At 50.7% G+C, this 25,498-nt stretch carries 19 protein-coding genes and 1 pseudogene; 15 read left to right on the top strand and 5 right to left on the bottom strand.

What is annotated here, in order from left to right:
- Positions 1-2 precede the first annotated feature (2 nt).
- Complete coding sequence (locus tag D7X94_RS08330) at positions 3-1,082, top strand: GerAB/ArcD/ProY family transporter (protein ID WP_158590955.1); 1,080 nt, start codon at positions 3-5, stop codon at positions 1,080-1,082.
- Positions 1,079-2,179, top strand: a complete 1,101-nt coding sequence (locus D7X94_RS08325; RefSeq protein ID WP_158590954.1) for a Ger(x)C family spore germination protein — start codon at positions 1,079-1,081, stop codon at positions 2,177-2,179. Before D7X94_RS08330 ends, D7X94_RS08325 begins: the two co-directional genes overlap by 4 nt.
- A 48-nt stretch (positions 2,180-2,227) precedes the next feature.
- Here D7X94_RS08325 and asnB read toward each other — a convergent pair whose 3' ends face one another.
- Complete coding sequence (asnB, locus tag D7X94_RS08320) at positions 2,228-4,081, bottom strand: asparagine synthase (glutamine-hydrolyzing) (protein ID WP_120427264.1); 1,854 nt, start codon at positions 4,079-4,081, stop codon at positions 2,228-2,230.
- 325 nt (positions 4,082-4,406) lie between these two features.
- Between asnB and D7X94_RS08315 the strand changes: the two genes are divergently transcribed.
- The 10 genes from D7X94_RS08315 to D7X94_RS08270 all read left to right on the top strand — a co-directional run bounded on the left by D7X94_RS08315 (position 4,407) and on the right by D7X94_RS08270 (position 16,232).
- Complete coding sequence (locus tag D7X94_RS08315; protein ID WP_120427302.1) at positions 4,407-6,971, top strand: ATP-binding protein; 2,565 nt, start codon at positions 4,407-4,409, stop codon at positions 6,969-6,971.
- A complete protein-coding gene (locus D7X94_RS08310) occupies positions 6,968-8,284 on the top strand; it encodes an ABC transporter substrate-binding protein (protein ID WP_120427263.1) in 1,317 nt (438 codons plus the stop codon). Before D7X94_RS08315 ends, D7X94_RS08310 begins: the two co-directional genes overlap by 4 nt.
- A 151-nt stretch (positions 8,285-8,435) precedes the next feature.
- A complete protein-coding gene (locus D7X94_RS08305; protein ID WP_120427262.1) occupies positions 8,436-8,627 on the top strand; it encodes an alpha/beta-type small acid-soluble spore protein in 192 nt (63 codons plus the stop codon).
- Between the two features lie 213 nt (positions 8,628-8,840).
- A complete protein-coding gene (locus tag D7X94_RS08300) occupies positions 8,841-9,515 on the top strand; it encodes a response regulator transcription factor (protein ID WP_120427261.1) in 675 nt (224 codons plus the stop codon).
- The gene (locus D7X94_RS08295; RefSeq protein ID WP_120427260.1) at positions 9,512-10,807 is read left to right on the top strand and encodes a sensor histidine kinase; all 1,296 of its coding nucleotides are present in this window, start codon (positions 9,512-9,514) and stop codon (positions 10,805-10,807) included. The genes D7X94_RS08300 and D7X94_RS08295 overlap by 4 nt, the downstream gene beginning before the upstream one ends.
- Positions 10,782-11,888, top strand: a complete 1,107-nt coding sequence (locus D7X94_RS08290; protein ID WP_120427259.1) for an anaerobic sulfatase maturase — start codon at positions 10,782-10,784, stop codon at positions 11,886-11,888. The genes D7X94_RS08295 and D7X94_RS08290 overlap by 26 nt, the downstream gene beginning before the upstream one ends.
- A 243-nt stretch (positions 11,889-12,131) precedes the next feature.
- Positions 12,132-13,433 carry a 3-phosphoshikimate 1-carboxyvinyltransferase gene (gene aroA, locus D7X94_RS08285; RefSeq protein WP_120427258.1) on the top strand — a complete coding sequence of 434 codons (1,302 nt, stop codon included), beginning with the start codon at positions 12,132-12,134 and terminating at the stop codon, positions 13,431-13,433.
- Positions 13,414-14,514: a chorismate synthase gene (gene aroC, locus D7X94_RS08280; protein WP_120427257.1), complete on the top strand. Its 1,101-nt coding sequence runs from the start codon at positions 13,414-13,416 to the stop codon at positions 14,512-14,514. Before aroA ends, aroC begins: the two co-directional genes overlap by 20 nt.
- A 22-nt stretch (positions 14,515-14,536) precedes the next feature.
- The gene (locus D7X94_RS08275) at positions 14,537-15,682 is read left to right on the top strand and encodes a bifunctional chorismate mutase/prephenate dehydratase (RefSeq protein WP_120427301.1); all 1,146 of its coding nucleotides are present in this window, start codon (positions 14,537-14,539) and stop codon (positions 15,680-15,682) included.
- Between the two features lie 43 nt (positions 15,683-15,725).
- Positions 15,726-16,232, top strand: a complete 507-nt coding sequence (locus tag D7X94_RS08270) for a GNAT family N-acetyltransferase (protein WP_120427256.1) — start codon at positions 15,726-15,728, stop codon at positions 16,230-16,232.
- A gap of 268 nt (positions 16,233-16,500) precedes the next feature.
- On the opposite strand, the gene D7X94_RS08265 is transcribed toward D7X94_RS08270, so the two are convergent.
- From D7X94_RS08265 to prmA, 4 genes are all read right to left on the bottom strand, one after another.
- On the bottom strand, positions 16,501-17,358 hold the full coding sequence (locus D7X94_RS08265; protein WP_120427255.1) for a sugar phosphate isomerase/epimerase family protein: 858 nt from the start codon (positions 17,356-17,358) through the stop codon (positions 16,501-16,503).
- 108 nt (positions 17,359-17,466) lie between these two features.
- Entirely contained in the window at positions 17,467-18,522 is a 1,056-nt protein-coding gene (locus tag D7X94_RS08260; RefSeq protein WP_120427254.1) for a GNAT family N-acetyltransferase, read from the bottom strand.
- Between the two features lie 4 nt (positions 18,523-18,526).
- Positions 18,527-19,006: a GNAT family N-acetyltransferase gene (locus D7X94_RS19110; RefSeq protein ID WP_120427253.1), complete on the bottom strand. Its 480-nt coding sequence runs from the start codon at positions 19,004-19,006 to the stop codon at positions 18,527-18,529.
- Between the two features lie 101 nt (positions 19,007-19,107).
- Positions 19,108-20,046: a 50S ribosomal protein L11 methyltransferase gene (prmA, locus tag D7X94_RS08250; protein ID WP_120427252.1), complete on the bottom strand. Its 939-nt coding sequence runs from the start codon at positions 20,044-20,046 to the stop codon at positions 19,108-19,110.
- A gap of 160 nt (positions 20,047-20,206) precedes the next feature.
- Here prmA and D7X94_RS08245 point away from each other — a divergent pair, with 160 nt between their 5' ends.
- From D7X94_RS08245 to D7X94_RS08235, 3 genes and pseudogenes are all read left to right on the top strand, one after another.
- Positions 20,207-21,739, top strand: coding sequence for an oligosaccharide flippase family protein (locus D7X94_RS08245; protein ID WP_207667180.1), 1,533 nt, complete (start codon positions 20,207-20,209; stop codon positions 21,737-21,739).
- Between the two features lie 70 nt (positions 21,740-21,809).
- Positions 21,810-24,671, top strand: a complete 2,862-nt coding sequence (locus tag D7X94_RS08240; RefSeq protein WP_120427250.1) for a glycoside hydrolase family 3 C-terminal domain-containing protein — start codon at positions 21,810-21,812, stop codon at positions 24,669-24,671.
- 320 nt (positions 24,672-24,991) lie between these two features.
- Positions 24,992-25,498 (top strand): annotated as a pseudogene (locus D7X94_RS08235) (collagen-like protein); the annotation flags it as partial.

Below are 25,498 nucleotides of genomic sequence, written 5' to 3'. Positions count from 1 at the left end.
CCATGGAGCGGACAAAGATTAGCTCAGCCCAGTTTTTTATCGCCATGTTTGTGTCCCGGGTGGTGGTGACCATTGCTCTCAATGCCCACTATACTGGGGGAGAGAATATGCTGGACACCATTTTTTCCTATCTGATTGCCATGGCTATAGGGGCGGTTCTGGCCGTCCCAATCTGGATGGCCCTGGGACGTAGCGGAGAAAGAGGTGTGCCGGAGTTGGCCATGGAGAACATGGGCTGGGCCGGAAGGCTCGTGCCAATCTGCTATGGGCTGTATTTTGTGCTAGTAGGAGGAACCTCCCTGGCGCTGTTCCAGATCTTTCTCATGGACACGGTGAATCCTGGATTCTCAGCGGGAATGGTGATTACAGCCCTGGTGGGTGTGGCTCTATACGGAGCCATGCGGGGGATTGAAACCGTGGCGCGGTGCGCTACCTGTGTATTCGTGGTGCTCCTGCTGGGCTGCGGGCTGGTGTTTTCCATTGTGGCCAGGCGCTTTTCCTTGGACAATCTGGAGCCGCTGTTCTGTGGGGGGCTTTCTCAGACGGGGCAAGGGGTGGTGCTGTTTTTAGCCAGGACGTCTATTTTCGCGGACATGGCGGTTCTGCTGCCCCAGGTAAAGGGCCGGAAGAAGCTGGGTTTTTTTGGCTGGATGGCGGGAACCTCCCTTTTCGTAGGGGTGACGGTGCTGCTGATCGTGGGGTGCTTGGGACGGTACGCCTACACCCAGAACTTCCCGGTCTATGTGCTGGCCTCCATTACGGAAGTACGTTCCCTGCAAAGGCTGGACGCGGTGTTTACCGGCGTCTGGATGATGGGATTGGTGATTAAATTGGCCTGCGATCTCTATGCTTGCCGGGTATGCTTTTCCGCCTTGACGAAAAGAAAAGAGCCCAAATGGGCTCTTTGGGCCACTGGCGTGGCTGTTTTGGTATTGGCTTTGGCCATCGCCGGCCAGTCCCGAATGCAGCGATGGTTTTTGGATACGAAATTTCTGTTCTGGTGCACAGTAATCAGCGGTGGAGCAATACCGCTGATAATCTGGGCGGCGGGAGCATTGGGAAGAAAGAGGAGGGGCAAATGAAGCTGTGGAAAAGAATCTTTCTGGGTGGGATGGTTCTGGTATTGGTTGGGATGTTCAGCGGCTGCGGATATCCTGAACTTTACGAGAGAGTGCTCATCCATGGGATCGGCGTAGATTGGGACGGGCAAAACTACCGGGTAACCGTGCGGTCCTCTATCTCAGCGGAGGATGAGGGAGAAGAGCTGTTTGTCTGCCAAGGCTCCACCGTACTGGAGGCTCTGTCCAGCCTGTCGCTTTCTACCGGACGCGACCCCTTTTACGCCCACAATTATCTGGTGGTATTCGGCATGGAGTGCGCCCAAAGAGGACTGGATCAATGTCTGGATTTTTTTGTGCGCTACTATAACACTAGGCCAGCCGTAAAACTCTTTTTGGCGGAGAATACGGCGGAGGAGGTACTGTCCTCAGAGAAAGATGGAAAATTGATGAGAATGTCGGAGCTCCAGGCTTTGGGCAGTGGGGGCCGGTATAACGGCCAAGTGGCGGACGTGGATATCCTGGACTTCGTAAACAGCGCCAAAGGTGAGGGCGAATCGCCGGTGCTGCCAGTATTGCGGGCCACTGACTCCGGCGTAGAAGTGGCGGCTACCGGATACTTTTCCGGCACCCAGATCAAAGGATTTCTCTCTCTGGAGCAGACACGGGGGTATCTGGCGGCATTGGGTAAGCTGGAACATGGGGAATTGGCAGTTTTTGGAGAACAACTGGGATCCGTCACCCTAAGCCTGCGCAATGTTGAGGGAGAGATTCAGGCGGGTCTTAGGGAAGCGCCCGATTTTCAGATCTCTATCCAGATTGACGCGGATGTGAGCGCGGCTGCGGGAAACCATGAAAAAGAGAGGGAGTTCTATCCTGCCTTGGAGGCCGCCGCAGCCCAGCTTTTGCGGGAGGAAGCGGCCTCTGCCATTGAACAGAGCGCGGTACGGGATGGCTGTGATATTTTTGGATTTGGTAGGCGGCTGTACCGCCATTATACTGGCTTTTGGCAGGAGAATTCTCAGGATTGGCCGCAGATTCTGTCCCAGTGCCACTATGAGGTAGAAGTGAATGTTAAAGTGCGCCGGTTGGAGGAGGAAAATCTATCCGGGTGGAGCTAAGAACTTATATTCACAATCTGTGGCCGCCGTTAAATATGAATACCGGCTTTAAATGTCCAGATAGATGTTATAGTGAAGCATCCAGTAGTTAATCTGGATCAAATAGGCCAGCATCTGGGGCCCGGCCATGAGCTGACCGAACCAGGGCTTGCCGTAGTCAAAGTTTTGATTCAGCAAGCCCTGCACCACTTCTTCTGAAAGGATTTTGTGGATAGGCTGTAGGCCGTCACGCAGAATAAAGGAAAGCCGCTGCTTCAGAATCTGCTCATAACCAGGGTTATGGGTTTTGGGGTAGGGGCTTTTTTTCCGTTGGAGAATCTCCTGGGGCAGCAGGCCCTTGGCGGCGTCCCGCAGCAAGCCTTTTGGAATGCCGCCCGGGCATTTGAAGTCCCAGGGAATGTTAAATACGTATTGGGCAATCCGATGGTCGCAGTAAGGCACGCGCACCTCTAAACCGCTTGCCATGCTGCACCGGTCCTTTCGATCCAAAAGGGTTGACATAAACCATTTCATGTTCAAATAGGATATTTCTCGCATTCTCCTCTGTTCTGCGGATTCTCCAGAAAGAACTGGGACAGAATCTAAGGCCTCCTGTAATCTTAAGTTTACGTAATTTTCAATCTTCAACTGTTCCGCCAGCTCAGGCTTCAGCAAGGATTGACGGACATCAAGGTTATTGCTCCAAGGGAAATGAGTGCCGTCGAACATTTCCCGCCGGTGGAACCAGGGGTATCCTCCAAAAATTTCATCCGCGCATTCCCCGCAGAGGGCAACTACATGATTCTTTTTTACCTGGCGGCAGAAATGAAGCAGAGAACCGTCAATATCGGCCATGCCAGGCAGATCTTTGGCAATTACACCTTCAAAAAGAGAGTCCGCCAGTTGGTCGTTGCTGCAAAGAAGTGTAGTGTGATAGGTGCCCAGCAGTTCACTGACCTTTTCCGCCCAGGCCTGGTCACGGTCCGGTTGAAAAGAGGAAGGGGTAAAGAATTCTTCGTTGCCCTGAAACTCAAAGGAGTAGGTGGAAAGGGATTTCCCCTGCTCTTTTAAAAGACGCGCTGCGATAGCGGTCACGACGCTGGAATCCAGCCCGCCGGACAGAAAGGTGCATAGAGGCACATCAGAAACCATTTGCCGTTCTACGGTATCCATCAGCAATTCCCGCAGGGTGGTCACAGTGCTTTCATAGTCCTCCATGTGGGGCATAGCGGTCAGATCAAAATATTGCTGATCCCGAAAACCCTCTCGGTCAAAGAACGCCATATATCCAGGTTTTAGCTCATAAATGCCCTGAAATACGCCGCAGCCGGGAGTGCGGGCCGGCCCTAGGCCAAAAATTTCACAAAGCCCATCTCTGCCCAGGACAGGGTTTACACCGGGATATTCGAACAGCCCTTTGATTTCCGAGCTAAAGGCCAGCCGATCGTTTTGGAAGGTATAAAAGAGCGGTTTTACCCCAAAGCGGTCCCGGCACAGGAAAGTGCGCTCTTTGGCGCAGTCATCTACCGCGAAGGCGAAGATTCCGTTGAGTTTTTCCGGGCATTCTTCTCCGTAGCAGAGGTAAGCGTTAAGCACAACTTCGGTGTCGCAGTCGGTGTAAAAAGTAAATCCCCGGCTTTCCAGGTCGACGCGGAGTTCTGCGGCGTTATAGAGTTCGCCGTTATAGACGACAGTGCACTCCTTGCCATCTCGAACGGTTGTCATGGGCTGATGGCCATTTTGCGGGTCAATTACCGCCAGTCTCCTATGTGCCAAGGCGCTATGGGCAGAAACGTGAGCGCCTTGATCGTCTGGACCCCGGTGAGAGAGCCGGCGGGCCATACGCCGAACTAAGGCCATCCAAAGATATTTTTCATCCAACAGATTTCCATCATAATCGCTGAAGCCTGCAATTCCACACATAAAACCAGACCCTTTCCAAAAAGTATGCTCTTTTATTATATGCGGACGGCGGTTTGGATTTCCTTGCAAACTGTCGAAAAGCGGATGAAACAGGTTCTATTGCGAAACAGTATTTGCATAGAGGAGATTTTTCGACTCTGGTAGTCCTCGCAAAAAGAGAAGCTAGGATAAGAAAACCCTATGTCCTGTCAGGAAGCTATTGACACTAAAATGAAGAAAATAGTATAATAGATAAACAGATCTCTCTCAATATGAAAGCGCAAAGAAGCCTTTTCAAGAGGAATGTTCTGGCGTGCTCCCAAAATATCAGAATGGTGATTTATCTATGAAAGAGAAGCAAAAGAAACAAGAAAAGCGCAAGGGGATATCCCTGCTCCTCTCTATCCTGCTGATTTTCTGCGTTTTAGGGACAGTGGTATATACTGTCTCACAAAAAATCACCCAAGAGATGTCGTCATCAGCGATTCAGAATGTAAGCGAGAGTTTGGATCTGATCCAATACACCATTGAGGCAATCTTGCGCAGTGAGGCGGACTTTCAGACGTTGATTGCCCATGAGATCGCTCGGGCAGAGGATCCGGAAGCCTATATCCGCGCATGTGAAACAAACCAAACCATGTCGAAGATGTCTTTGATCCTTTCTGGAAAAACAGAAGGGATTTCCAATACAGGAGAACGGTTCACCGAGGAGGGGCTGGACTTTTCTGCCGGCGGAACGATAGGTGGACTGCCGGTTTCCCAGTCCTATTTAAACTATATGGGCACATGGGCATATACAGCCAAATGTCCAGTGGAGCGCGATGGCAAAGAAATTGGAACTCTTTATGCGGAATATATCTATGACGTTATTGACAGATCGCTGCCAAACGGGTTCTACAATAAGCAGGCGTCGCTCTATATTATGGACGCAAAAAGCAGGCGTTTTGTTTTGAAGCCCAAAGGAATGGGGCAGCGAAGCGCCGGTCATCTGAATCTGGCTGATTTTTATCGTGCAAACAATATTATGGACACGGAGATTCAAGCAGGCGTGGAGGAATGCCTGAAAAGCGGGAATAATATTTTGTTTTACCATGATATTCGGGAGATCCATGCTCTCAACTATATGTGGCCGGTAAATGACGGAACAATCTATCTGGTGGGCTATGTACCAGTGGAGGCTATCCAGCAGGAAGGGCGGACGGTTAACCAAAATATATTTATTGTTGTGGCCTCTATGATGGTGGCATTTTTCCTATGCATTGTCCTGTACTATTTTAATTGGAGGCAGCAAGACAGAGTAAGAAAAGAAAGAGAGGCAGAGCGGAAGCTGCACAACCAACAGCTGGCGGAAGCACTACAGGCTGCTCAGATTGCCAGCAGGTCCAAGACCACCTTTCTTTCAAATATGTCCCACGACATCCGTACCCCCATGAATGCGGTACTTGGATTTGCTGCGCTCCTGGACACAGACGCGGAGAGCCCGGCAAAGGTGCGGGAATATACAAAGAAAATTATGGCTTCCGGACAACATCTTCTCGGCCTGATCAACGATATTCTGGATGTGTCAAAAATTGAAAGCGGGAAAGTTGTACTGAATTTTGACAAATTTGCCCTCAGTGATATAGTCTCCTCTGTGGATGCCATCATCCATCCAATGGCGAAAGCCAAGGGGCAGGAGTTCTGTCTGGAGGTAACGGGCATCCGGTATGAATATCTGGTAGGAGACGAAACGCGAATTAACCAGATTTTGATCAATCTTCTTTCCAACGCGGTGAAGTACACACCGGATGGGGGGCATATCTGGTTTCGAATCATTGGGCTGAAGCAGCATTCCAAACAATACGAGCATATCCGTATTGAGGTGGAAGATGACGGCTATGGAATGACGCCAGAGTATCTGGAGACAATTTTTGACGCTTTTACCCGGGCGGAAAACAGTACCACCAATAAAGTTCAGGGCACTGGGCTGGGCATGGCGATTACTAAAAGTATTGTGGAACTTATGGGAGGAACGATTGAAGTCTTTAGCCAAGTGAACCAGGGGTCCCTTTTCCGGGTGGACCTGGAGCTCCGGATTTTTGAGGAACAGGAGAACCGGCAGTTCTGGAAAAAGCATGGGCTCTTTTGCGCTTTGCTGGTGGACCGGGATTCGGAGAGCCGGAAGAATATTCAAACATTGATGGAGGATGCCGGTGTCCGGCTGGATGTCGCGGAGAATTTGGACGAGGCTATGGAGCGGTTACAGGATAGAGGCGGGGACTGCCAGCTGGTACTGCTGGACTGGGATGTTCGCGACCTTCCGGTCGCCCGAGAGCTGCGGAAAGCGCTGGGCAACTCTATACCAATGGTGTTTTTGGTAGATCCCGACGCGGCGGGGACAGAAGAGGCTCTTATGATGGAGCGTACAGGGATTCTGCCAAAGCCGTTCTTTGTCTCTGCGCTTCAGAAGAAACTGGAAGAAATGTGGATGCAGCCGAGAGAGGATAGCGCAGAAGCTCAGGAGAGCGGTGCCTTGAAGGATTTGCACTTTCTTGCTGCGGAAGACAATGAGATCAACGGCGAAATTCTTGTGGAACTTCTGGAAATTGAAGGCGCTTCCTGCGAAATTGTGGAGAATGGCCGTTTGGCGGTAGAGCGCTTTCAACAGGCGGAGGAAGGAGAGTTTGACGGGATCCTGATGGACGTGCAGATGCCGGTGATGAATGGCCATGAGGCGGCAAGAGCAATCCGCACTTTGGAAAAGAATACTGGACAGCACATCCCCATCATTGCCATGACAGCCAACGCCTTTGCTGAAGATGAGAAGGCGGCTTTGGACGCTGGAATGGATGCTCATATAGCAAAGCCATTAAATATGGAACTTTTAAAGAAGGTGATCGCGCAATGTATCCGAAAACGAGAAGCACAATGACAAAGAGAATCTCAAAGTGGTCGATTGGCTGCTTGGCAATATTGACCGCTCTGACACTGGCGTCCTGTGGAACCTCCCAAGATCCCAAGAACCTGATTTCCCGGGAAAAGGAAGAAGAACAACTGGTGAACCTGTTCAGCCCCATGGAGAAAACTGACCCCAACGCGGAGAATGTTGCCAGAAATGCTTTAGATTTGACAGTGGCGATGGCGGAGGACGCTTTGGGTGTGACCGTGGCATATAAAACGTATACGGCGGAAAACTATCAGGATAAAACCTATGATGAAGTCTCTCTTGACAGAGCCCGCAATAATATGGATGATATATACCTGCTGAACCCGGACACCATCCTGCTTCTGGGAGAGGAGGAGAGACTGATGGATCTGTCAGGCTTGGACAGCGCGCAAAATCTGCGGGATATTATCCGCACGGCCAATACCGTGAATGGAAAGCTAGTTGCCATTCCCCAGGAGGTAGTGGCCTATGGACTGTTCGTCAACAAAGACATGTTTGACCAATACGATCTCAGCCTGCCGCAGACGCCGGAAGAATTTCTGGAATGCTGCCGGATATTCAAAGAAAATGGGATTGAGACGCCGGTGGGCGCCAATCGCTGGTGGCTGGAAACCTTTGTTTTTGCTCAGGCCTATGCGGATTTGTATAATGCTGGAAATACAGAGGCGGAGATTGCGGCGCTGAATAGCGGCGAAGCCAAATACAGCGACTATATGCGCCCGGGCTTTGAGTTCCTTCAGACGCTAATTGACCGTGGCTATATCGACAAGGAAAAAGCCAGTGTCAGTGAAGCAATTGAAGGGGAAAGGGCGGATTTTCTAGCCCAGAAAACGCCCATCGTCATGGCTTATTGGGGAGCGGCCAATACGGAAACGGCTTATGGAAAAACAGATTTTGAGATGCAGGTGATTGGATTTCCCAGCAGTCGGGGCCAGATGCCGGTAATGCCCATGACAGGGTTTGCTGTGGGTGTGGAGGCAGAGCACAGAGAAGATGCGGCCCGGGTGCTGGATGTAATGGTTTCCGATAAAGCACTTAAGACTTATGCCGAAACAAACCGAGTGATCTCGCCTTCAAAAAATGTATCGGTGGACTGTGCACCTTCTTTAAAACCTCTCAATGACAGGATTGAGGAAGGCATTTATGTTTTGGGCTCTAACGCAGGTATGACGGTAGAGCAGTGGGGCAATACCTGTTTGATTGTACGGAAACTGCTAAACGGCTCTACGGTAGAGCAGTGCATGGAAGAGTTTGACGGGCTCCAGGCAAAGGCACTGGGGCAGAATGTAGCTTCTTGAAATGAAAGATAATTCAGCGCGGGGAGCCAGTCTACAGCCTAACTCCGTTTTTTCGCGGTAGATATGCAAAAATTGACAGTTATAAAGCCGGAGAAAACAGTCACAATAGATAATGCAAACGCGAAAAAACTTTATGAAGGAGACGAGAATCATGAAAAGCAATTCTGTTATGGTCCCCGAGGCCAAGGAAGCTATGGAGCGTTTTAAGATGGAGTCTGCCTCTGAGGTTGGCGTGAACCTGAAGCAGGGCTACAACGGCGATATCACCGCCCGTCAGGCTGGCTCTGTGGGCGGCCAGATGGTGAAGAAGATGATCGAGAGTTATGAGAAGGGTATGAAGTAATCATTCTCTTCCGCGAAGGACCGCTTGGCCGGAATTTCCGGCCAAGCGGTCCTTTTGTCCGCTTCCATATAATAATCTTCAGCTATGCTGGTGGGATAAAAATATTTTGATACAAACCGGAAAAGACGGAATCTGGTGTTGAAAAGCTGGCCCGTCTTTGATAAAATGGATTTTGATAAAGCTGGTTGCTTGTCGCTTATTGGAGGTGCTTTTATGAAACTTTTATATGCGGAAGACGAGCCGGCCATGTCTGAAGCGGTTGTGGACATTTTGGTCTACCATAACTATATCGTTGATGCTGTATATGACGGAGAAAAAGCACTGGATTACGCTCTGGCGGAGGAATATGACGGTATTGTTTTGGATATCATGATGCCGAAACTCAGTGGCTTGGAAGTTTTAAAGAGGATTCGCGGCACAGGCTGCCGTACTCCGGTATTGTTACTTACAGCAAAAGCAGAGGTAGAGGATCAGGTGGAAGGCCTGGATTTGGGAGCGGACGATTACCTGCCCAAGCCTTTTTCTACTCAATTGCTTCTGGCAAGACTGCGAGCGATGCTTCGCCGCCGGGAGGAATATATTCCGAATGTGCTGAGTTGTGGAAATATTACGCTTAATCAAAAAACTTGCGAACTCTCCAGCGGCAAGCAATCGTTTGTGCTGACGAAACAGGAGTATCTTCTCATGGAGACGCTCATGCTGAACCAAGGAATTTATCTTTCAACAGAAGATTTGCTCTGCAAGGCATGGGGCTATGATACGGAAGCAGAAGTGGGCGTGGTTTGGGTCTACCTTTCCTATTTGAGAAAAAGGCTTTCCCTGCTGCACGCCAATGTGGCGATTGCGGTGAAACGAAATATCGGCTATACATTGGAGGTACGCCAATGATCCGGACTCTCCAATGGAAATTTGTGGCAACGGCGATGATCGCCATAACCGGGCTTATCCTGGTTTTGCTTGGAGCCATCAATATCATCAATTTTGCCATCGTCAGTGGGAGATTGGACCATACTCTGGAAATGTTGGGAAGGACCGGGGGAGACATCGGGCAGCTTCCTCCTATGCAGCCCCAACCCTTCCGAGAAGCTCCTTCTGAACTGCGGGATATGGGGCCCAATGATTATGACACCTTTATGGCCTCCAACTATTTTGTAGTACGGTTTGATCTTGAGGGAACGGTAGTGTTTGTGGATGTGAGCCGGACTTCTCAGGTCACAAAAGAAGAGGCGCGGGCTTTGGCTGAGTCTGTGTATAGAGAAGAATCGGAAAGAGGTGAAAAAGGATGTTTTCGATATCTCATGAAGGAATCTCCAGCCCATACAGGCGTGTCTATTGTGTTTTTGGATACTTCAGTAGAGATTCTTTCCTATATCCGCGTACTGTTTCTCTCTGTTGGGGCAGGCCTGGTATCTTGGGTTCTGATGCTGCTCTGCGTCATTTTGCTGTCCAAAAAGGCGATTCGGCCTATCGCGGAAAATGTAGAGCGTCAAAAACAGTTTGTCACAAACGCCGGCCATGAAATTAAAACGCCTGTGGCCATTATCCAGTCCAATACGGAGGCTCTGGAGCTATATAATGGGGAAAGCAAGTGGAGTAAAAACATTAAAGAGCAAACGGTAAGACTGAGCAGGCTTGTCAACGATTTACTGTTTTTGGCCCGCATAGACGAGGAAACGATGCAGGCTCATCCAACGAATTTTTTCTTTGATGCGCTTATAATTCAGATGCTGGAAGAATTTTCCCAGCTCATAAAAGGGAAGGACCTCCAGGTGTCAAAAAGCATTAAGGCTGGAACCACCTTGTGGGCGGATAAGAATCAGATCCGTCAGGCGCTTTCCATCTTGCTGGATAACAGTATAAAGTACGCGGATCAGGGAGGAAGTCTGGAAATCCGCCTGTATGGGGAAAAAGGACAGGCTACGCTGCAAATTCAGAACACCTGTGCCAGCTTGCCAGAGGCCCCGCCAGATAAGTTGTTTGAAAGATTTTACCGGGACGACACCGCAAGGACCCAGAAGTCCGGAGGGTATGGCATCGGGCTTGCTGCTGTTCAGTCCATTGTTCAAATGAATAAAGGCTCTGTTTCCGCTCAATATATCCAGCCCAATATAGTGCGGCTTACAGTACGATTCTATAAAAAGAAGGAGGGACCACATGCGAACGCTCAGCCTGCTGATTAAGCCCGCATCTGGAGGATGTAATCTCCGCTGCCGGTACTGCTTCTATCATGATGAGCAGGAGAACAGAGACACCTTTTCCTATGGGTTTATGTCAGAGGAGACTTTGGAAATCCTGGTGCAAAAGGCTTTGGATGCCGCGACTGGATTCTGCTCATTTGGCTTTCAAGGAGGAGAACCCACGCTGAGAGGGCTGGATTTTTTTCAAAAACTCATTTTCCTGCAAAAAAAGTATAACGTCCATCATATAAAAATCGCCAACGCGATTCAAACCAACGGCCTGGCTATTGACGATGAGTGGGCGGAGTTTCTCCATGATAACCATTTTCTGGTGGGGTTATCTTTGGACGGGGTGAAAGAGGTTCATGATCGGAATCGTTTGGATCCAGAGGGGAAGGGCACGTTCAACAGGGTACTGAAAACAGCTCAAAAGTTGACTGCCCATCAAGTGGACTTCAATCTGCTTACAGTAGTGACAAACCGCACGGCAGACTCCATTAGTAAGATATATTCTTTTTATCGCCGGTCCAATCTGCTTTATCAGCAGTATATTCCTTGTCTGGACCCCATAGAGGCGGAACGGGGAACGTCTCCCTATTCTTTGACTCCGGCTCAATATGCCAAATTCCTGAAAACACTTTTTGACCTTTGGTATCAGGATATCATGGCTGGACGGTTTATTTATATCCGATATTTTGAAAATCTGTTGGCCATGCTTTTGGGCCGGCGTCCGGAAAGCTGCGGACTGTGGGGAGAGTGTATGCTTCAAAATGTGATAGAGGCTGACGGCTCGGTTTATCCCTGCGATTTCTACTGCTTGGACCAGTGGCGGCTGGGAAATATCCGGGAGGATTCCTTTGCGTCCATGGCAGAGAGTGAAACTGCCCAGAGGTTTTTATCTCAGGGCGTTTCCCGCCGGGAGCGTTGCCAGGGATGCCCTTGGAGAAATATTTGCAGGGGAGGATGCCGGCGGGACCGGGAGCCTCTAGCGCAGAACGGCGGCAACTATTTTTGTCCGGCTTATCAAGAATTTTTCCCTTATGCCTTGCCCAGGCTGCAGGAGATTGCCTGCCGGCTGTTGTGATAGGAGTACAAGGACGGATTGCACGTTATCCGAATGATCGCCGCAGGCCTTCTTGAAAAAGCATTTTTTATCCAGCGGCGTTCATCTTAGACACCCGTAAATTTATTTTCCTTGCAAGCCCAGTCTCTAGCTGGTATAATAAGAAACATATACAGTTTCTGAAAGACAAGCGTGCAAAGCCCTTTTCTTTCAAAAAGTATATGTTAACAATAGAACGGCATCACGAATGAAGGAGATTGCCAGATGTATCAGGTAAAGTATGGCTCCCATTTTTCTGGAGGGAAAGTGACAGTCCCCCCCAGCAAGAGCGCCGCTATCCGGGCTTTGCTGTGCGCGGCTCTCACCCAAGGGGGATGTTTGCTGGAAAATATAGAGCTCAGTGATGATGTGTTAGCTACAATGAAAGCAGTAGAGGCTCTGGGAGCAAAAACAGCGGTCGATCCATCCCAAAAGAACGCCTGGGTGAAAGCAGGAGATTTTGCTGGAGGCTCTGAAGTGGATTGCGGAGAATCCGGCTCTCTTTTGCGGTTTATCATTCCTATTGCGGCGGCGTTGGGTGGCTCCTGGCGGTTTGCCGGCCGGGGACGGCTGCCTCAGCGGCCAATCGGCGTTTATCAAGATCTGCTTCCAACCCATGGCGTGAATGTTTCTACCCAAGGAGGGCTGCCGCTGGAAATTGAGGGCCAGTTGAAGCCTGGGCGGTTTGAGTTGCCGGGAGATATCAGCTCTCAGTTTGTGACCGGTTTAATGTTTGCTCTGCCGCTTTTGGACGGAGACAGCGAAATTGTGCTTACTTCTCCCTTGGAATCTTGTGGATATGTGGACATGACCTGGGACATTCTGGGGGATTTCGGCGTAAAGCTCATTTCTACCCACAAGGGTTGGCGTGTTCCGGGAAAGCAGCGCTATCGCGGTGTTTCCTACTCTATAGAAGGAGATTGGTCCCAGGCGGCGTTCTTTTTAAATATGGCAGCGCTGTCTCCCCAAGGAAGCGAGGTTCGTATTGCGGGATTGAACCCGGAATCCTTGCAGGGCGACATGGCCTGCCTGGAAGTTTTTGGTGGATTCGGCCTGGAGACCTGCTGGGAGAAAGGGGAGCTGATAGCTCGGAATCCTCGGGCGGGAGAACCCTTTGGCGGCCTTACGGGACAGGACATCGATGTATCCCAGATTACAGACATGGTTCCGGCGGCGTCTGTCTGCGCGGCTCTTAGCAAAGGCGAGACGAGATTCGTGAATGGCCGGCGTTTGCGCCTGAAGGAGAGCGATCGTCTGGCAGCTATGAAACAGGCAATTAACGCTTTGGGCGGGCAGGCTCGGGAAGAGGGAGACGATCTGATTATTCAGGGCGTGGAGAGCCTCGCCGGAGGAGTTGCCCAAGGCTGTAATGATCACCGGGTATTGATGGCACTGGCTGGGGCGGGGCTGCGAAGCCAGGCTCCTGTCCAGGTGACGGACGCTTGGAGCATCCAAAAAACGTATCCGAATTTTTATGATGATTTCAGAAACTTGGGAGGCGAGGCAGATGTCATCCAGCTGGGGTGAAAGAATTCGAGTTTCCATTTTTGGAGGCAGCCACACGAAAGCGATTGGCGTAAATATAGACGGTTTACCCGCAGGCGAGGCAATTGATTGGGAAGAGATTTTAAAACAGATGTCCAGGCGGGCGCCGGGACAGGATCTGACCGCTACTACCAGAAAGGAAGAGGATTCCCCTGAGGTGCTCTGCGGCTTGTTGGAGGGAGTGACTACCGGCGCGCCTCTTTGCGCCATCATAAAAAATACCAGTCAACGTTCCAAGGACTATAGCCAGCTGAAGAGATTGCCCCGGCCAGGACATGCGGATTATACGGCGTTTGTGAAGTATGGGGGCCATAACGATGTGCGGGGCGGGGGACATTTTTCCGGACGGCTGACAGCCCCTCTGGTTTTTGCTGGAGCGATTGCCAGACAGATGCTGGCCCGGCGGGGAATTACAGTTGGTTCTCATGTGACTCATATTGCCGCCTGTGGCAGAGACGACCCGCGTTTTGATCCTGTAACCGTTTCCCCAGAGCTGCTGAAACGGTTAAGTGAATCCTATTTCCCAGTGATTGATCCGGAAGTACGGGAAGAAATGCGCACTGCCATTAACCAGGCTCGCATGGACCAGGACAGCGTAGGCGGCCTTGTGGAATGCGCCATTCTTGGTATGCCGGTGGGGGTAGGAAATCCCATGTTTGGGGGAACGGAAAACCTTATCGCCTCTCTGGTTTTCGGTATTCCGGCAGTAAAGGGAATAGAGTTCGGCGCGGGCTTTGCTGTGGCGGATATGCGGGGCAGTGAAAATAACGATCCTTTCTATATGGAGGAAAGTGGTCTGGTGCGCACTGAGACCAATCATTCCGGCGGTATTTTAGGAGGGATTACCAACGGAATGCCGCTAATTTTTACGGTAGCTCTAAAGCCGACTTCTTCCATTAGTCGAGAGCAGGACACGGTGAACCTGGAAACAGGGGAAAACAGCAAATTAGCCGTTACTGGACGGCATGACCCCTGTATTGTGCCACGGGGAGCTCCGGCAGTAGAAGCGGCGGCTTGCTTGGCGGCTTTAGAACTGCTTGCTCAAAGCGGGATGCTTTCGTAATCAAAAAACTTTGGGGGAACTTATGAATGAACGGGAATTTCAGGAAAAATTAGATGTGGAGCGGGAAAAAATCGACCAGATTGACGCTCAATTGCTGCCGTTGTTTCTTCAGCGGATGGAGTGCTCCCAGAGAGTGGCGGAGCTGAAAGGTCAGGTTGGCGCACCGGTGCTAAACGCCCAGCGGGAACAGGAAATTCTGAACCGTGTCAGCGCCCAGGCGGGAGATTTTGGCGGCAGCGCGGTGGCTTTATACCAGACGATTATGGCTATCAGCAGAGCCCGGCAGCATATACTGCTGGACAACAACTCTACCCTTCGGGAACTGGAACGCTCCGCCAGGCGCCGATTGCCCCAGCCTATAGGCAAAGTGGTTTGCCAAGGCGTAGAAGGCGCTTATTCTCATCAAGCGGCCCGCAGCCTTTTTAATCAGATTCCGGTTGAATTTGTGCCGGAATTTGACCAAGTGTTCCAGCAGGTGGCAGAGGGCGCTTTAGGCGTGCTCCCTGTGGAGAATTCTGCGGCAGGTTCCGTGACGGCGGTATACGATCTGATCCTGCGCTACCGATTCTTTATTGTGGGAGCGGTAGACGTAAAGGTAGAACACTGTCTGGCCGCGGCTGGGGAGGGAGAGATCACTCGAGTTGTATCTCATCCTCAGGCACTCTCCCAATGCTCATCCTATCTTACTGCCAGAGGAATAACTCCTGTAGAGTATTCCAATACGGCCGCTGCCGCTCAATATGTGGCTCAGGAATGCCCGGCGGGGGTGGGAGCTATTTGCTCTGCAGAGGCGGCCCAGCGCTATGGACTAAGGGTTGTGGAGCGGGGGATTCAAAACGAGAAGAATAATACGACCCGGTTTGTGGCAGTTTCCCGGGAGGCTGTGCTGTCTCTGGATGCAAATAAAATCAGCCTGTGCTTCTCTTTGCCCCATACCACGGGTTCCTTATATCATATTTTACAACGGTTTGCCTTAGGCGGGCTGAACTTGACGAAGATTGAATCTCGACCTATCCCCGGCAGTGAATTCGAATATGATTTTTATTTGGATTTTACCGGCTGTATCCATAATCCGGAAACACTGGAATTGATCTGCGCGTTGAACGCGGAACTGCCCAGGTTCTCCTTTTTGGGAAATTACAGCGAATTCACAACGGCAGAATTATGAGATTGTTTTGCGTCCCAGGAAACTATGCAGAAAGGGAAGAAAAATGCAGATTGAGCTGAAAAAGGTGGACACAGACCAGGAACTTCAGTCGATGTGTCAAGTAGCGGAACAGGTGTGGCATCTGACCTATGACCAGCTTTTGCCAGAGGGACAGACGGAATACATGATTGAAAAATTCCAGTCTCCTCAGGCCGTGCGCGAGCAACAGGCTCGGGAGGGCTATGAATACTATATGGTCTACGGAGATGGAGTCCCAGGTGGATTTATAGGGTTCTCTCCCCAATATGAAGGCCGGGATGAAATGTTTTTAAGCAAACTCTATCTGCTGCCCGCACTACGGAGCCAAGGCGCGGCAAAGCGTGCTTTTCAGCTGGTAGAGGCAGAGGCCCGCTGGCACGGATTGCCCGCTATACGTCTGACGGTAAACAAAGGAAATACTCATGCGGTGGAAGTATACCGTCACTACGGCTTTACAATTGTAGACAGTGTCGTAACAGATATTGGCGGCGGCTATGTAATGGATGATTACATTATGGTAAAACGCCTATGATTTTGACGTTGGATTCTTTGTAGCTTTTCCATCTGTTCTCTTAATAGAAGAAGGAATTGCACAAAGAAAGCTGTTTTGAAAATGCATATAATTTGATTGTGTGTCAATATAAAAAGCGCACGACAAACCTTTGTGGTCTGTCATGCGCTTTTTTCTTTAATGGTAGGCCATTTTTGTGCAGTTTATTGTGGAATCAGATGCATAATATTGGGACGATTATTACCAGTGAAATGCAGGATGCCTTTTGAAGGCGCGGTATAGAATTCTCTCAGCCAGGAATTCCTCGGCACCAGTTGAGGTAGTTCAGGGCATGCCGCTGTCCGGCCAGCTCGAGGCTGCCATGGAAAATGGGATCGTGGAAACCCTCCACGCACAAATCTCCGCAGAAATCGTGCATGTAAAGCACATGAAACACATCCCTCCAATCGGTATCTCCATAACCAGGCGTACGGGCTAGAGCAAACTCTTCCGCGCCGAAAACACCGAATTTTTTCACCCGATTCCAGTCAATGGTGGCATCCTTGCCATGCAGGTGATATATTCGGCTGATCCATTGCTCCAGCTGGGGAACGGGATCGATAAGCTGTACCATCTGATGGGCTGGTTCCCACTCCAATCCGATGACGGGGCTGTCCACCTCTTGGAACATCATCTCCCAGGCTTTGGGATTAAAGCCAATGTTGCAGGCAGCACTCTGCCAGGTGCCGCCCATGGGACAATTCTCAATGGCAAGACGCACGCCATTATGCTCAGCTCGCTTTGCCAGTTCGCTGAAAACAGCCTTATACCTGGGCATCGCTTCTTCTACCGGCCGGCCTTCCAATCCTCCGGCAAAGGTTGTAACTAAATCCGTGTGGAACAAATTGGCGTTGTCGATAAAATGCTCCAGTGTATGCAGCTGCTCCTCATTTTCCAGAGGATTGCAGTAGTAGCCGATGGAGGACACCTCCACTGGCATACCGTCCGCAGCGGATTTCACCCTCTCCGCAAAAGCCGCCAGATCCTTTTCTGGGAATACCATGTGGAAATTAAACGAGATACACTCATAACCATACTTCAGAAATTCCGGCAAAAATTTTTCCACAGCCTCACCGGGGACAATGCTTCCAATCCGAATTTTATGCATTTACACGAACCTCTTTTCTATAAGAATATTGAATCGTTTTCTTTCAGAACGCCGCTTATCCTTCATCAATGGCTTTTGAAGATCATACCTGAGATACTCGAGGACCCGTCAAACAGCAATCCAATACCGCCGCAGACTTTCCACAATGCTTTCTAACTTACCGCCGCAGTCCTCAATAGTGCGGGCGGATGCTGGATTATTTTCATCGCAGCAGACCAGTGCCTTTTCCAATCCCAGCTCTTTGATCTTCTCCATCCCCAGACCCAGCATATAGGGAGCATAATGCTTTCCGCGCAGACTGGGACGGATACCATAGCCAATGTTTCCGCCGCCGCTCAGCAACCGCTCGGTGAGATAGTGGCGCAGGTCAATGGCTCCCGCAGAACGGCCTTGAGGGCTGTCAAGAATGTAGAGGGTGGATTTGGCGTAGGTGGGCTTGGGGACCGCGAAGCGCCAGGCGATCGTTCGTTCCAGCCAGCGTTCGAAACTGGCTCCTTTGGGATCCAGTCCAAAGGGAGTTACATCTCGATCCACTTCCACAAATTCTTTTTGCATGGCTTCCAGATCATCCCGCTCCATATTTTCCGGCAGTTTCAGGGAGAATCCGGCCTTTTTTGCCCGCATACACCAGTATTCCCAGGCCTGCAGGGAGTAGCAGCAGAGATCCCGTTCTTCACCATTGTAGATGGTTGTGGCCGTGCGAAGCCTGCCCTCATAGGAAAAGCCTGCTTTTTCGATCACTCGCTTGGAGCGCAAATTTTGCGGGTAATGGGTGACGGTCAGTAGCCGCAGCTTCATTACCTGAAAGGCATAATCCATGGCGGCCTGGACCGCCTCGGTCATCAGTCCACGGCCCCAGTAGTCCTTGCCCAGCACATAGCCCAGACTTTTGCAGCCCTCCACATGGGACCGCCGCCCGTCCTCCTCTATGCCGATGGAGCCAATGGCCTTGCCGGAGGCCTTTTCCTCCAGAGCCAGACGGACTGTGCCTTCCTGAGGTTCCACCCACCTGCTGAGGATTTCCCGAGATTCCTCCCTGCTCGCATGGGGCTTCCAACCAGCCCAAGGACCTACGTCCGGATTTTTGGCGTAGGCGTAAAAATCCTCCAGGTCCTCCATGCGCCAGGGCCGCAGCCGCAGGCGGGGAGTCTCCAAAATATTCATACAATCACGTCCTTTCCATAGGTTTGTGGTAAACTTTTAAATAGGCTTTGCAGTTGAGTTCGGAAGTCTGCTGGAATCCCATGGACTTATAAAATCGAGAAGTTTTCAGGGTGTGGTCCGCCAGAAGGACCCGTTGGTAAACATCCTTATAGGTGTCCATCATCCTCATGAGTAAGGCCCAGCCAATGCCATTACGCCTGATATTGGGATGTACCAGCAAATCCTGAATATACACGATAGAGTGGCCATCGCCTACCGCGCGAATGATGCCCATGGGACGCATACAGACATAGGCCGCATAGATTTTCAAGGAATTCTCAAAAGCCTTCCGCAGCATTTCAGGGTTAGAAGTATAAGTAGTCCAGCCAACGCTTTTATAGAGTGGCAGAATTTCATTTTCATTATATTTTTTTATATTCCAGAATTTCGTACTCCAATCTCGATTCCTCCATTTTTTGAACTCGTACAAACAACAGGACTTCATGCTGAATTATGGTCGGTAGGGGACGCCGCGTTTCTATGAGAGTCAGGAAAAGTCACAAAGCATATTGGCCTTATCTGCAACTTGAAAAAACACTTTTCAAGTTAATCGGCGATATCCCTTCGGGCGCTTAGCGCCATGGCGATCCAGCCATGGTCCTCCTTTCGACTGACGACGGTAAATCTGTCCTGTAGAGCGTCCAGCACATCCTGTTCGCGGGTGTCAATGATACCACTGATAATATAGATTCCACCGGGGGCCAAAAACTGCGGCACATCTTTTGTCAATTGAATCACCACGTCCGCCACAATATTGGCGGTAATCATTTGATACTGTCCGGTTACTTTTTCTGCCAAATTTCCACAGATTCCAGTGAAGTTCTTTTCCATTTTGTTTAACCGGGCATTCTCCTGCGCTGTTTTTACAGCTAGAGGGTCTATGTCGATTCCTACAGCGGATTCAGCGCCCAACAGCAGCGCGGCCACAGAAAGAATTCCACTACCGCAGCCCATATCTAGAAAACGAGATCCAGGGGAAAGGTTCTCTTCGATAAACTCCAAGCACAACCGGGTGGTTTCATGGGTGCCGGTGCCAAAGGCCAAACCGGGCTCCAGATTCAGGACAGCCCGGCCCATGGGGTTGAAATCGGTTTCCCAGATAGGACGGATCAGTAATTTTTGGCCTATAGGAACTGGCTTAAAATATTTCTTCCAATTATTCAGCCAATCGTCTATTACGCAGTCGGCGCAATCAATAGAATATGCGATATCACAGGCGAGGAACCGTTCTTCCAAGAATGAAATGACTTCAGCAGGATTATCTTCTTGGCTTATATAAATGTGAACTATGGCATGAGCACGGTCTTTTGCCAGCAGTTCTTCATCAATCAGGTCAATGTGGGCAATTTTCATGGCCTCATCTTCTAAATTGGAGTAATCCTCAATATAGATACCATATGGGACAGTCATGTTGGCAATGTCCCCGGCCAGGTCTGCTTTACTTGAGGGTACGGTGATCCTGATTTCCGTCCAATTTTCGTTCATTTCATCACTCTTTCTTTATAAGGTTTTCAGAAATATGGATTGTGCCCGGGGTATGGCAAAAGCAACGTTGTGAGGTAAACTTACTTTAACCTAATGGCTTTGTATGTTATTTTATACCGTAATGAGGTTTTTGTCAATATATGTGAAATGGAGTGACCCCATGACGAAACAAAAATTTTTCTTACAAGGGGCCGTGCTCACCTTGGTTTCCCTCTTTCTGCGGATAACTAATATGGGCTACCGTTCCTACCTTTCCCAGCACATTGGTTCAGAAGGTATGGGGCTCTATCAGCTGATCTTATCTATCTTTATGCTGACGGTGACGCTGTCCACCTCGGGGATCAGTTTAGCCGTTACCCGTATGGTAACGGCGGCAATGGCAGCGGGCAGAGGACGCACTGTCCGTTCGGTGGTGGCAAAGTGCTTTGGCTTTTGCTTGACGATCAGCCTGTGTATTGCCATGTGTTTGTTTTTTCTGGCAGATTTTGCTGCGGGATTCTTTTTAGGAAATCCTTCTGCCGCGCCTTGTTTACGCATTCTGGGCCTAGGCCTACCGTTTATGTCCTTGTGCACCTGTATGAAAGGATATTTTCTTGCTGTAGATGAATCCCTCAGCACAGCCGCCTCAGACGCTTTAGAGCAAATTCTTACCATAGCGGCTACAGTCTTTCTTTTCTGGAGATTTGTGCCCCAGGGGATAGAGAACGCTTGTCTGGCGGCTATGTGTGCTTCCACTCTGGGAGAGGCCGCGTCCTTTCTGACCAGTTGGACCGCATATCGCAAAAGCATAAAAAGGAATACGCCGTCTCAAAAGGAAAGAAGTGCCGGAGTCCTCCACGGTTTGTCCCATATTGCTCTGCCATGCACACTTAGTTCCGCTGCCAAAAGTTTGCTGAATACGGCGGAAAACCTGCTTATTCCCCGAGAGCTGCAAAAATCCGGCCTGGGCTATTCCGACTCCCTTTCTCAATACGGGCTTTTGCAAGGAATGGCCATGCCCATGCTGTACTTTCCTTCCTCCTTCCTTACCTCCTTTGCTTCACTGCTTATTCCTAAAATTGCTAAAGAGAGAGAACTCAGCCATAAGAATGCCGTGGCATACATTTCCGGCAGGGCCGTCCAGGCCGCCTTGGCCTTTGGTATCTTCTTCGCGGCGCTGTTCGTGGCTTTTGGAGGCAGCTGGGGGCAGGCCTTTTATCACAGTGAAAGCGCCGGGGACTATTTGCGCATATTAGCGCCTTTGGTTCCGCTAACTTATCTGGATGTGGTCGTTGACAGTTTGCTGAAGGGGATGGATGAACAGTTCAATTCCATGAAGTATAATTTTGCGGATTCTCTAATCCGGGTTGTGCTGGTGCTCTGCCTTTTACGATTCTTTGGGATGGAAAGCTATGTAGCCATCCTGTTTTTCAGCACAATTTTTAATGCGTCAATGAGCTTGCACCGGCTGATGAAGGTGAGTCATTTGCAGATACTTTTGGTCCGGGATATTTTAGTTCCGCTGCTCTGTGCGGCACTGGGGATTACTTTTGCCCGGTGGGTGCTGTCAGATATCGTGATCCTCAACGATTTTTTGCGAGTGTTCGTTCAGGCAGTTCTTTCTGGGAGTGTTTTTGTTGGGGCATTTTATGGGATAATGCAATGGAATGCAAAAAAGAAATCAAAAAAATGCCAGGCAAATGCTGATTTTTAGTTGAAAAACCTGGAAGGATGTGGTAAAATTTTTGTGTGACCTGCAAAATGAAAATAGAAGGAGAAAGAATATGAGTGATCAATATGTATTCCAAAATACTGCCCTGCCTCCCCGTAAACGGGCGGAAGAATTGGTGGCTCTGCTTACCAGGGATGAAAAGGTCCGCATGGTAACCAACCATTTGGACGGTGTTCCACGGTTAGGAATTCCAGAAGTAGGATTTGGAGTGGAGATTGCCCGAGGCCTGGTGCAGCGGAATGGCCAGAGGGAAACCACCATACTGCCCCAGCCCTGGGGCATGGCAGCAATGTTTGACAGCGAGCTGATGGAAAAACTAGGCGATATGGCTGGCGATGAGGTACGCATCAGCAATCAGATGGATCCGCCCAGCTCGCTGGCCCTTTTTGGACCAACGGTGGATATGGAGCGGGACCCCCGCTGGGGACGCAACGAAGAGGCCTATGGAGAAGACCCCTGCCTGACGGGCAAACTGACTGCGGCTTATACCAGGGGCCTGCGGGGAGAACATGTGTATTATTTGAAGTCTGCGCCTCTGCTGAAGCATTTCTATGCAAATAACTACGAAAATGAACGCCAGACCACGAATGCCAATATCACTCCCCGGCTGAAGCGGGAATACTATCTTAAAGCCTTTGAACCTGCCATCCGGGAGGGTGGAGCCGTAGGCTTGATGACCGCCTATAATTGTATCAACGGCGTAGAGGGAGTAAACAATCCTGATGTTCGGGAGATCTGCAAAAAAGAGTGGGGGATGGAGTTTGCCCTGAGTGATGGGGGAGACTTTGGTCAAAATGTGGGAGCCCACCGCAGCTATGAGGACCATGCCCACTCTATTGCGGATATCCTGGGTGTAGGCGCGGACATGATGCTGGACAGCCAGGATATGGTGAATCCGGCAGTAGCGGAAGCCCTGGAAAAAGGCTATCTGGCGGAATCCCAGCTGGACAAGGCCTTGATAGACATGTTTACTATCCGTTTCATGCTGGGAGAATTCGATCCCCAAGAGAATCCTTACGCCCATATGAATAAATCCAAACTGGCCTGCAAGGAACATAAAAAACTGGCGGTTCAGGCGGCCGAGGAGTCCATGATTCTTCTAGAAAATAATGGTTTGCTGCCGTTCAAGGACGATGGAAAGTGCAAAGTAGCGGTGGTTGGCCCTCTCGCCGATAAGAACTATACCTGCTGGTATTGCGGCTATGCTCCGAACCAGACCTCGGTGGTGGCTGGACTGCGCCAGAAGCTGGGGGAGAACCGGGTGCTCTTTGACGAGGGATTGGACCATATTGTTTTGAAGTCTCAGAAAACGGGAAAATACGTCCGCCTGGATAAAAACGGCGCTTTGATGGCAGACGCAGATACTGCCAATAGCGCTGAGGTTTTCGAGCGCACGGACTGGGATTATGGTTCCTGGACCCTGCGCTCCCTGAAAACGCGGAAATATGTCACGGAAGGGGCGGGATTTGCCGCCATGCAGGAGGAGGCTCATCGGATGCCGGTTAACCCCGGACTCAACTGTGTTTCCGACGAGGCCTTTGGCTGGTTCGTGATGGAGCTTTTCACCGCCAAAGAGGAGGACGGTGTTCTGTATCTGTCTACCTGGCAGGGACGAGATGTGGCTGTTGATGGAGAAGGCCGAGTAATCTCGGCGGTGACTCATGGAGACTGCGGTGACGTAAAGTTCACGGCGGAGGTGGTTTCTTCTGGCGCACAGCGGGCCGCGCGGCTGGCGGTTCAGGCGGACTATGCCGTGGTCTGCGGCGGCAATCAGCCTCTCATTAACGCACGGGAGGAATATGACCGTCCGGACATCAACCTGCCTCTGTCGCAGGGTGAGCTTCTTCGGGCTGTGTGGGAGATGAACCGAAATACGGTGCTCTATATGATTACTGGCTATCCTTTTGCCATTGCAGAGGAGCGGGAACATGCCGGTGCAGTGCTGTGCTCCAGCCATCTGGGGCCTTGTCTGGGACATGTGGCGGCCAATACCTTGTTTGGAGAAAATGTTCCCGCCGGACGTACGCCGTCTACATGGTATCGCTCTATTAAGGACCTTCCGTCTCTGGACGACTATGATATCATGAAGAACAAGACCACCTATCTTTATTTTGATGGCAAGCCACTGTATCCCTTCGGCTATGGACTGAGCTATACAGATTTTGCGTATTCCAATGTGGCTGCCGACCAGAGAAGTTATTCCTGCGGGGACGAGGTGCATGTTTCCGTAGATATTGAAAATGTGGGCAGCTGGGATGGTGACGAGGTAGTGCAGTTGTATGTAGTGCCGCCTAAGTCTCTATTTACCCGGCCCAGGAAAATGCTGAAGGCATTTTCCCGCTTGGCTGTGAAGCAAGGCGAGAAAGTCACTGCTCACTTATCTTTCCAGGTGGAGGACCTTGCCTTCTGGGATACAGACTCAAACAGCTATGTGGTAGAGGATGGGGAGTATATTCTGGAGATCAGCGCGTCCTCTGAGGATATCCGTTGCCGTTGTACCGTGTATATTGAAGGCCAACAATTAGTTGGCCGGGATGGACGAAAGCCCATCAACCCTTTGGACGTCATCGACTATCGGAATGTGGAGTTCCTGACAGACAAGCGGGATTGGCAGGAGTATCTGGAAGCCAAGGATTTTCGCAGCTATGCGGTATATCAAGCGGTGGATCTCCACGGCTGCGATGGGTTTGAGGTCTTGGTGTCCTCCGTTTCCGGCACGGTGGATTTGATTTTGGCGGATAATGCCACAGGAGAAATTCTGGGATCCTGTTCTGGGCCGGGCACCGGCGGCATGACCCGTTTTGCCCCTCTGTATGGTACTGTGGTTTCCAAGCAGGGACCGATAGATTTGCGGGTTTGCTTTACTAAACAGACTGCTTTAAAATCATTGCGTTTCTTTATCCGCGAAAAATAGGAAACAAAAAGGAACCGTAAATCGGTGATTGTCTCGGGAATTTTGAGCTGTACGTTGGCTGGAAATATACTATTTTCTGCCAAAAAATGAGATGAGGATTTTCGGCAAGATATTGTAATTGCACCTTTTTTCCGGACAGGCATATACTGGAATAGGCCCTGGTTCATGAGAAGAGCCGGGGCCATACCATTTTTGGAGGTAATCCCAGCATGAATATGAAAATTTATTCGGGTTCCTCGGCATCCGGCGATGGTTGCTGCTGCGGCGAGCTTCCACCCTGTCCGCCTCCTTGCTGCCCTCCGCCTTGTCCGCCATATCCTGTGGGTGGCCCAACTGGCCCGACTGGTCCCGTTGGTGCTACTGGGCCGACAGGAGCTACAGGTGCTACAGGTCTGATTGGACCTACTGGCCCTACAGGAGCCAACGGCAGTACCGGGCCTACTGGGGCTGTGGGGCCTACCGGAGCAAACGGCTTGGCCGGGCCAACAGGCCCCAGAGGTGATACGGGGCCGACTGGAGCTCCGGGTATGGACGGAGTTACAGGCCCTACTGGTGCGACTGGCCCCACCGGTGCGGCTGGTCCTATGGGAGCTACCGGCGCTGATGGAGCAACCGGTCCCACCGGACCTACAGGAGCGGCGGGAGCCACGGGCGCGGATGGCGTAACCGGCCCTACGGGGGCAACGGGAGCTACCGGCGCTGATGGAGCAACCGGTCTCACCGGACCTACAGGAGCGGCGGGAGCCACGGGCGCGAATGGCGTAACCGGCCCTACGGGGGCAACGGGAGCTACCGGCGCTGATGGAGCAACCGGTCCCACCGGACCT

Source organism: Acutalibacter sp. 1XD8-33, from assembly GCF_003612555.1.
GTDB lineage: Bacteria > Bacillota > Clostridia > Oscillospirales > Acutalibacteraceae > Acutalibacter.
This window is presented reverse-complemented; position numbering and strand designations above follow the sequence as displayed.

Bases quoted from the DNA above. Each gene is read 5' to 3' on its own strand.
- D7X94_RS08300 (WP_120427261.1), top strand. From the start codon at position 8,841: ATGAAACTTTTATATGCGGAAGACGAGCCGGCCATGTCTGAAGCGGTT.
- D7X94_RS08295 (WP_120427260.1), top strand. From the start codon at position 9,512: ATGATCCGGACTCTCCAATGGAAATTTGTGGCAACGGCGATGATCGCC.
- aroA (WP_120427258.1), top strand. From the start codon at position 12,132: ATGTATCAGGTAAAGTATGGCTCCCATTTTTCTGGAGGGAAAGTGACA.
- prmA (WP_120427252.1), bottom strand. From the start codon at position 20,046: ATGAACGAAAATTGGACGGAAATCAGGATCACCGTACCCTCAAGTAAA.
- D7X94_RS19110 (WP_120427253.1), bottom strand. From the start codon at position 19,006: ATGAAGTCCTGTTGTTTGTACGAGTTCAAAAAATGGAGGAATCGAGAT.
- D7X94_RS08330 (WP_158590955.1), top strand. From the start codon at position 3: ATGGAGCGGACAAAGATTAGCTCAGCCCAGTTTTTTATCGCCATGTTT.
- D7X94_RS08275 (WP_120427301.1), top strand. From the start codon at position 14,537: ATGAATGAACGGGAATTTCAGGAAAAATTAGATGTGGAGCGGGAAAAA.
- D7X94_RS08270 (WP_120427256.1), top strand. From the start codon at position 15,726: ATGCAGATTGAGCTGAAAAAGGTGGACACAGACCAGGAACTTCAGTCG.
- D7X94_RS08315 (WP_120427302.1), top strand. From the start codon at position 4,407: ATGAAAGAGAAGCAAAAGAAACAAGAAAAGCGCAAGGGGATATCCCTG.
- D7X94_RS08265 (WP_120427255.1), bottom strand. From the start codon at position 17,358: ATGCATAAAATTCGGATTGGAAGCATTGTCCCCGGTGAGGCTGTGGAA.
- D7X94_RS08245 (WP_207667180.1), top strand. From the start codon at position 20,207: ATGACGAAACAAAAATTTTTCTTACAAGGGGCCGTGCTCACCTTGGTT.
- D7X94_RS08260 (WP_120427254.1), bottom strand. From the start codon at position 18,522: ATGAATATTTTGGAGACTCCCCGCCTGCGGCTGCGGCCCTGGCGCATG.
- D7X94_RS08305 (WP_120427262.1), top strand. From the start codon at position 8,436: ATGAAAAGCAATTCTGTTATGGTCCCCGAGGCCAAGGAAGCTATGGAG.
- D7X94_RS08310 (WP_120427263.1), top strand. From the start codon at position 6,968: ATGACAAAGAGAATCTCAAAGTGGTCGATTGGCTGCTTGGCAATATTG.
- D7X94_RS08240 (WP_120427250.1), top strand. From the start codon at position 21,810: ATGAGTGATCAATATGTATTCCAAAATACTGCCCTGCCTCCCCGTAAA.
- D7X94_RS08290 (WP_120427259.1), top strand. From the start codon at position 10,782: ATGCGAACGCTCAGCCTGCTGATTAAGCCCGCATCTGGAGGATGTAAT.
- aroC (WP_120427257.1), top strand. From the start codon at position 13,414: ATGTCATCCAGCTGGGGTGAAAGAATTCGAGTTTCCATTTTTGGAGGC.
- asnB (WP_120427264.1), bottom strand. From the start codon at position 4,081: ATGTGTGGAATTGCAGGCTTCAGCGATTATGATGGAAATCTGTTGGAT.
- D7X94_RS08325 (WP_158590954.1), top strand. From the start codon at position 1,079: ATGAAGCTGTGGAAAAGAATCTTTCTGGGTGGGATGGTTCTGGTATTG.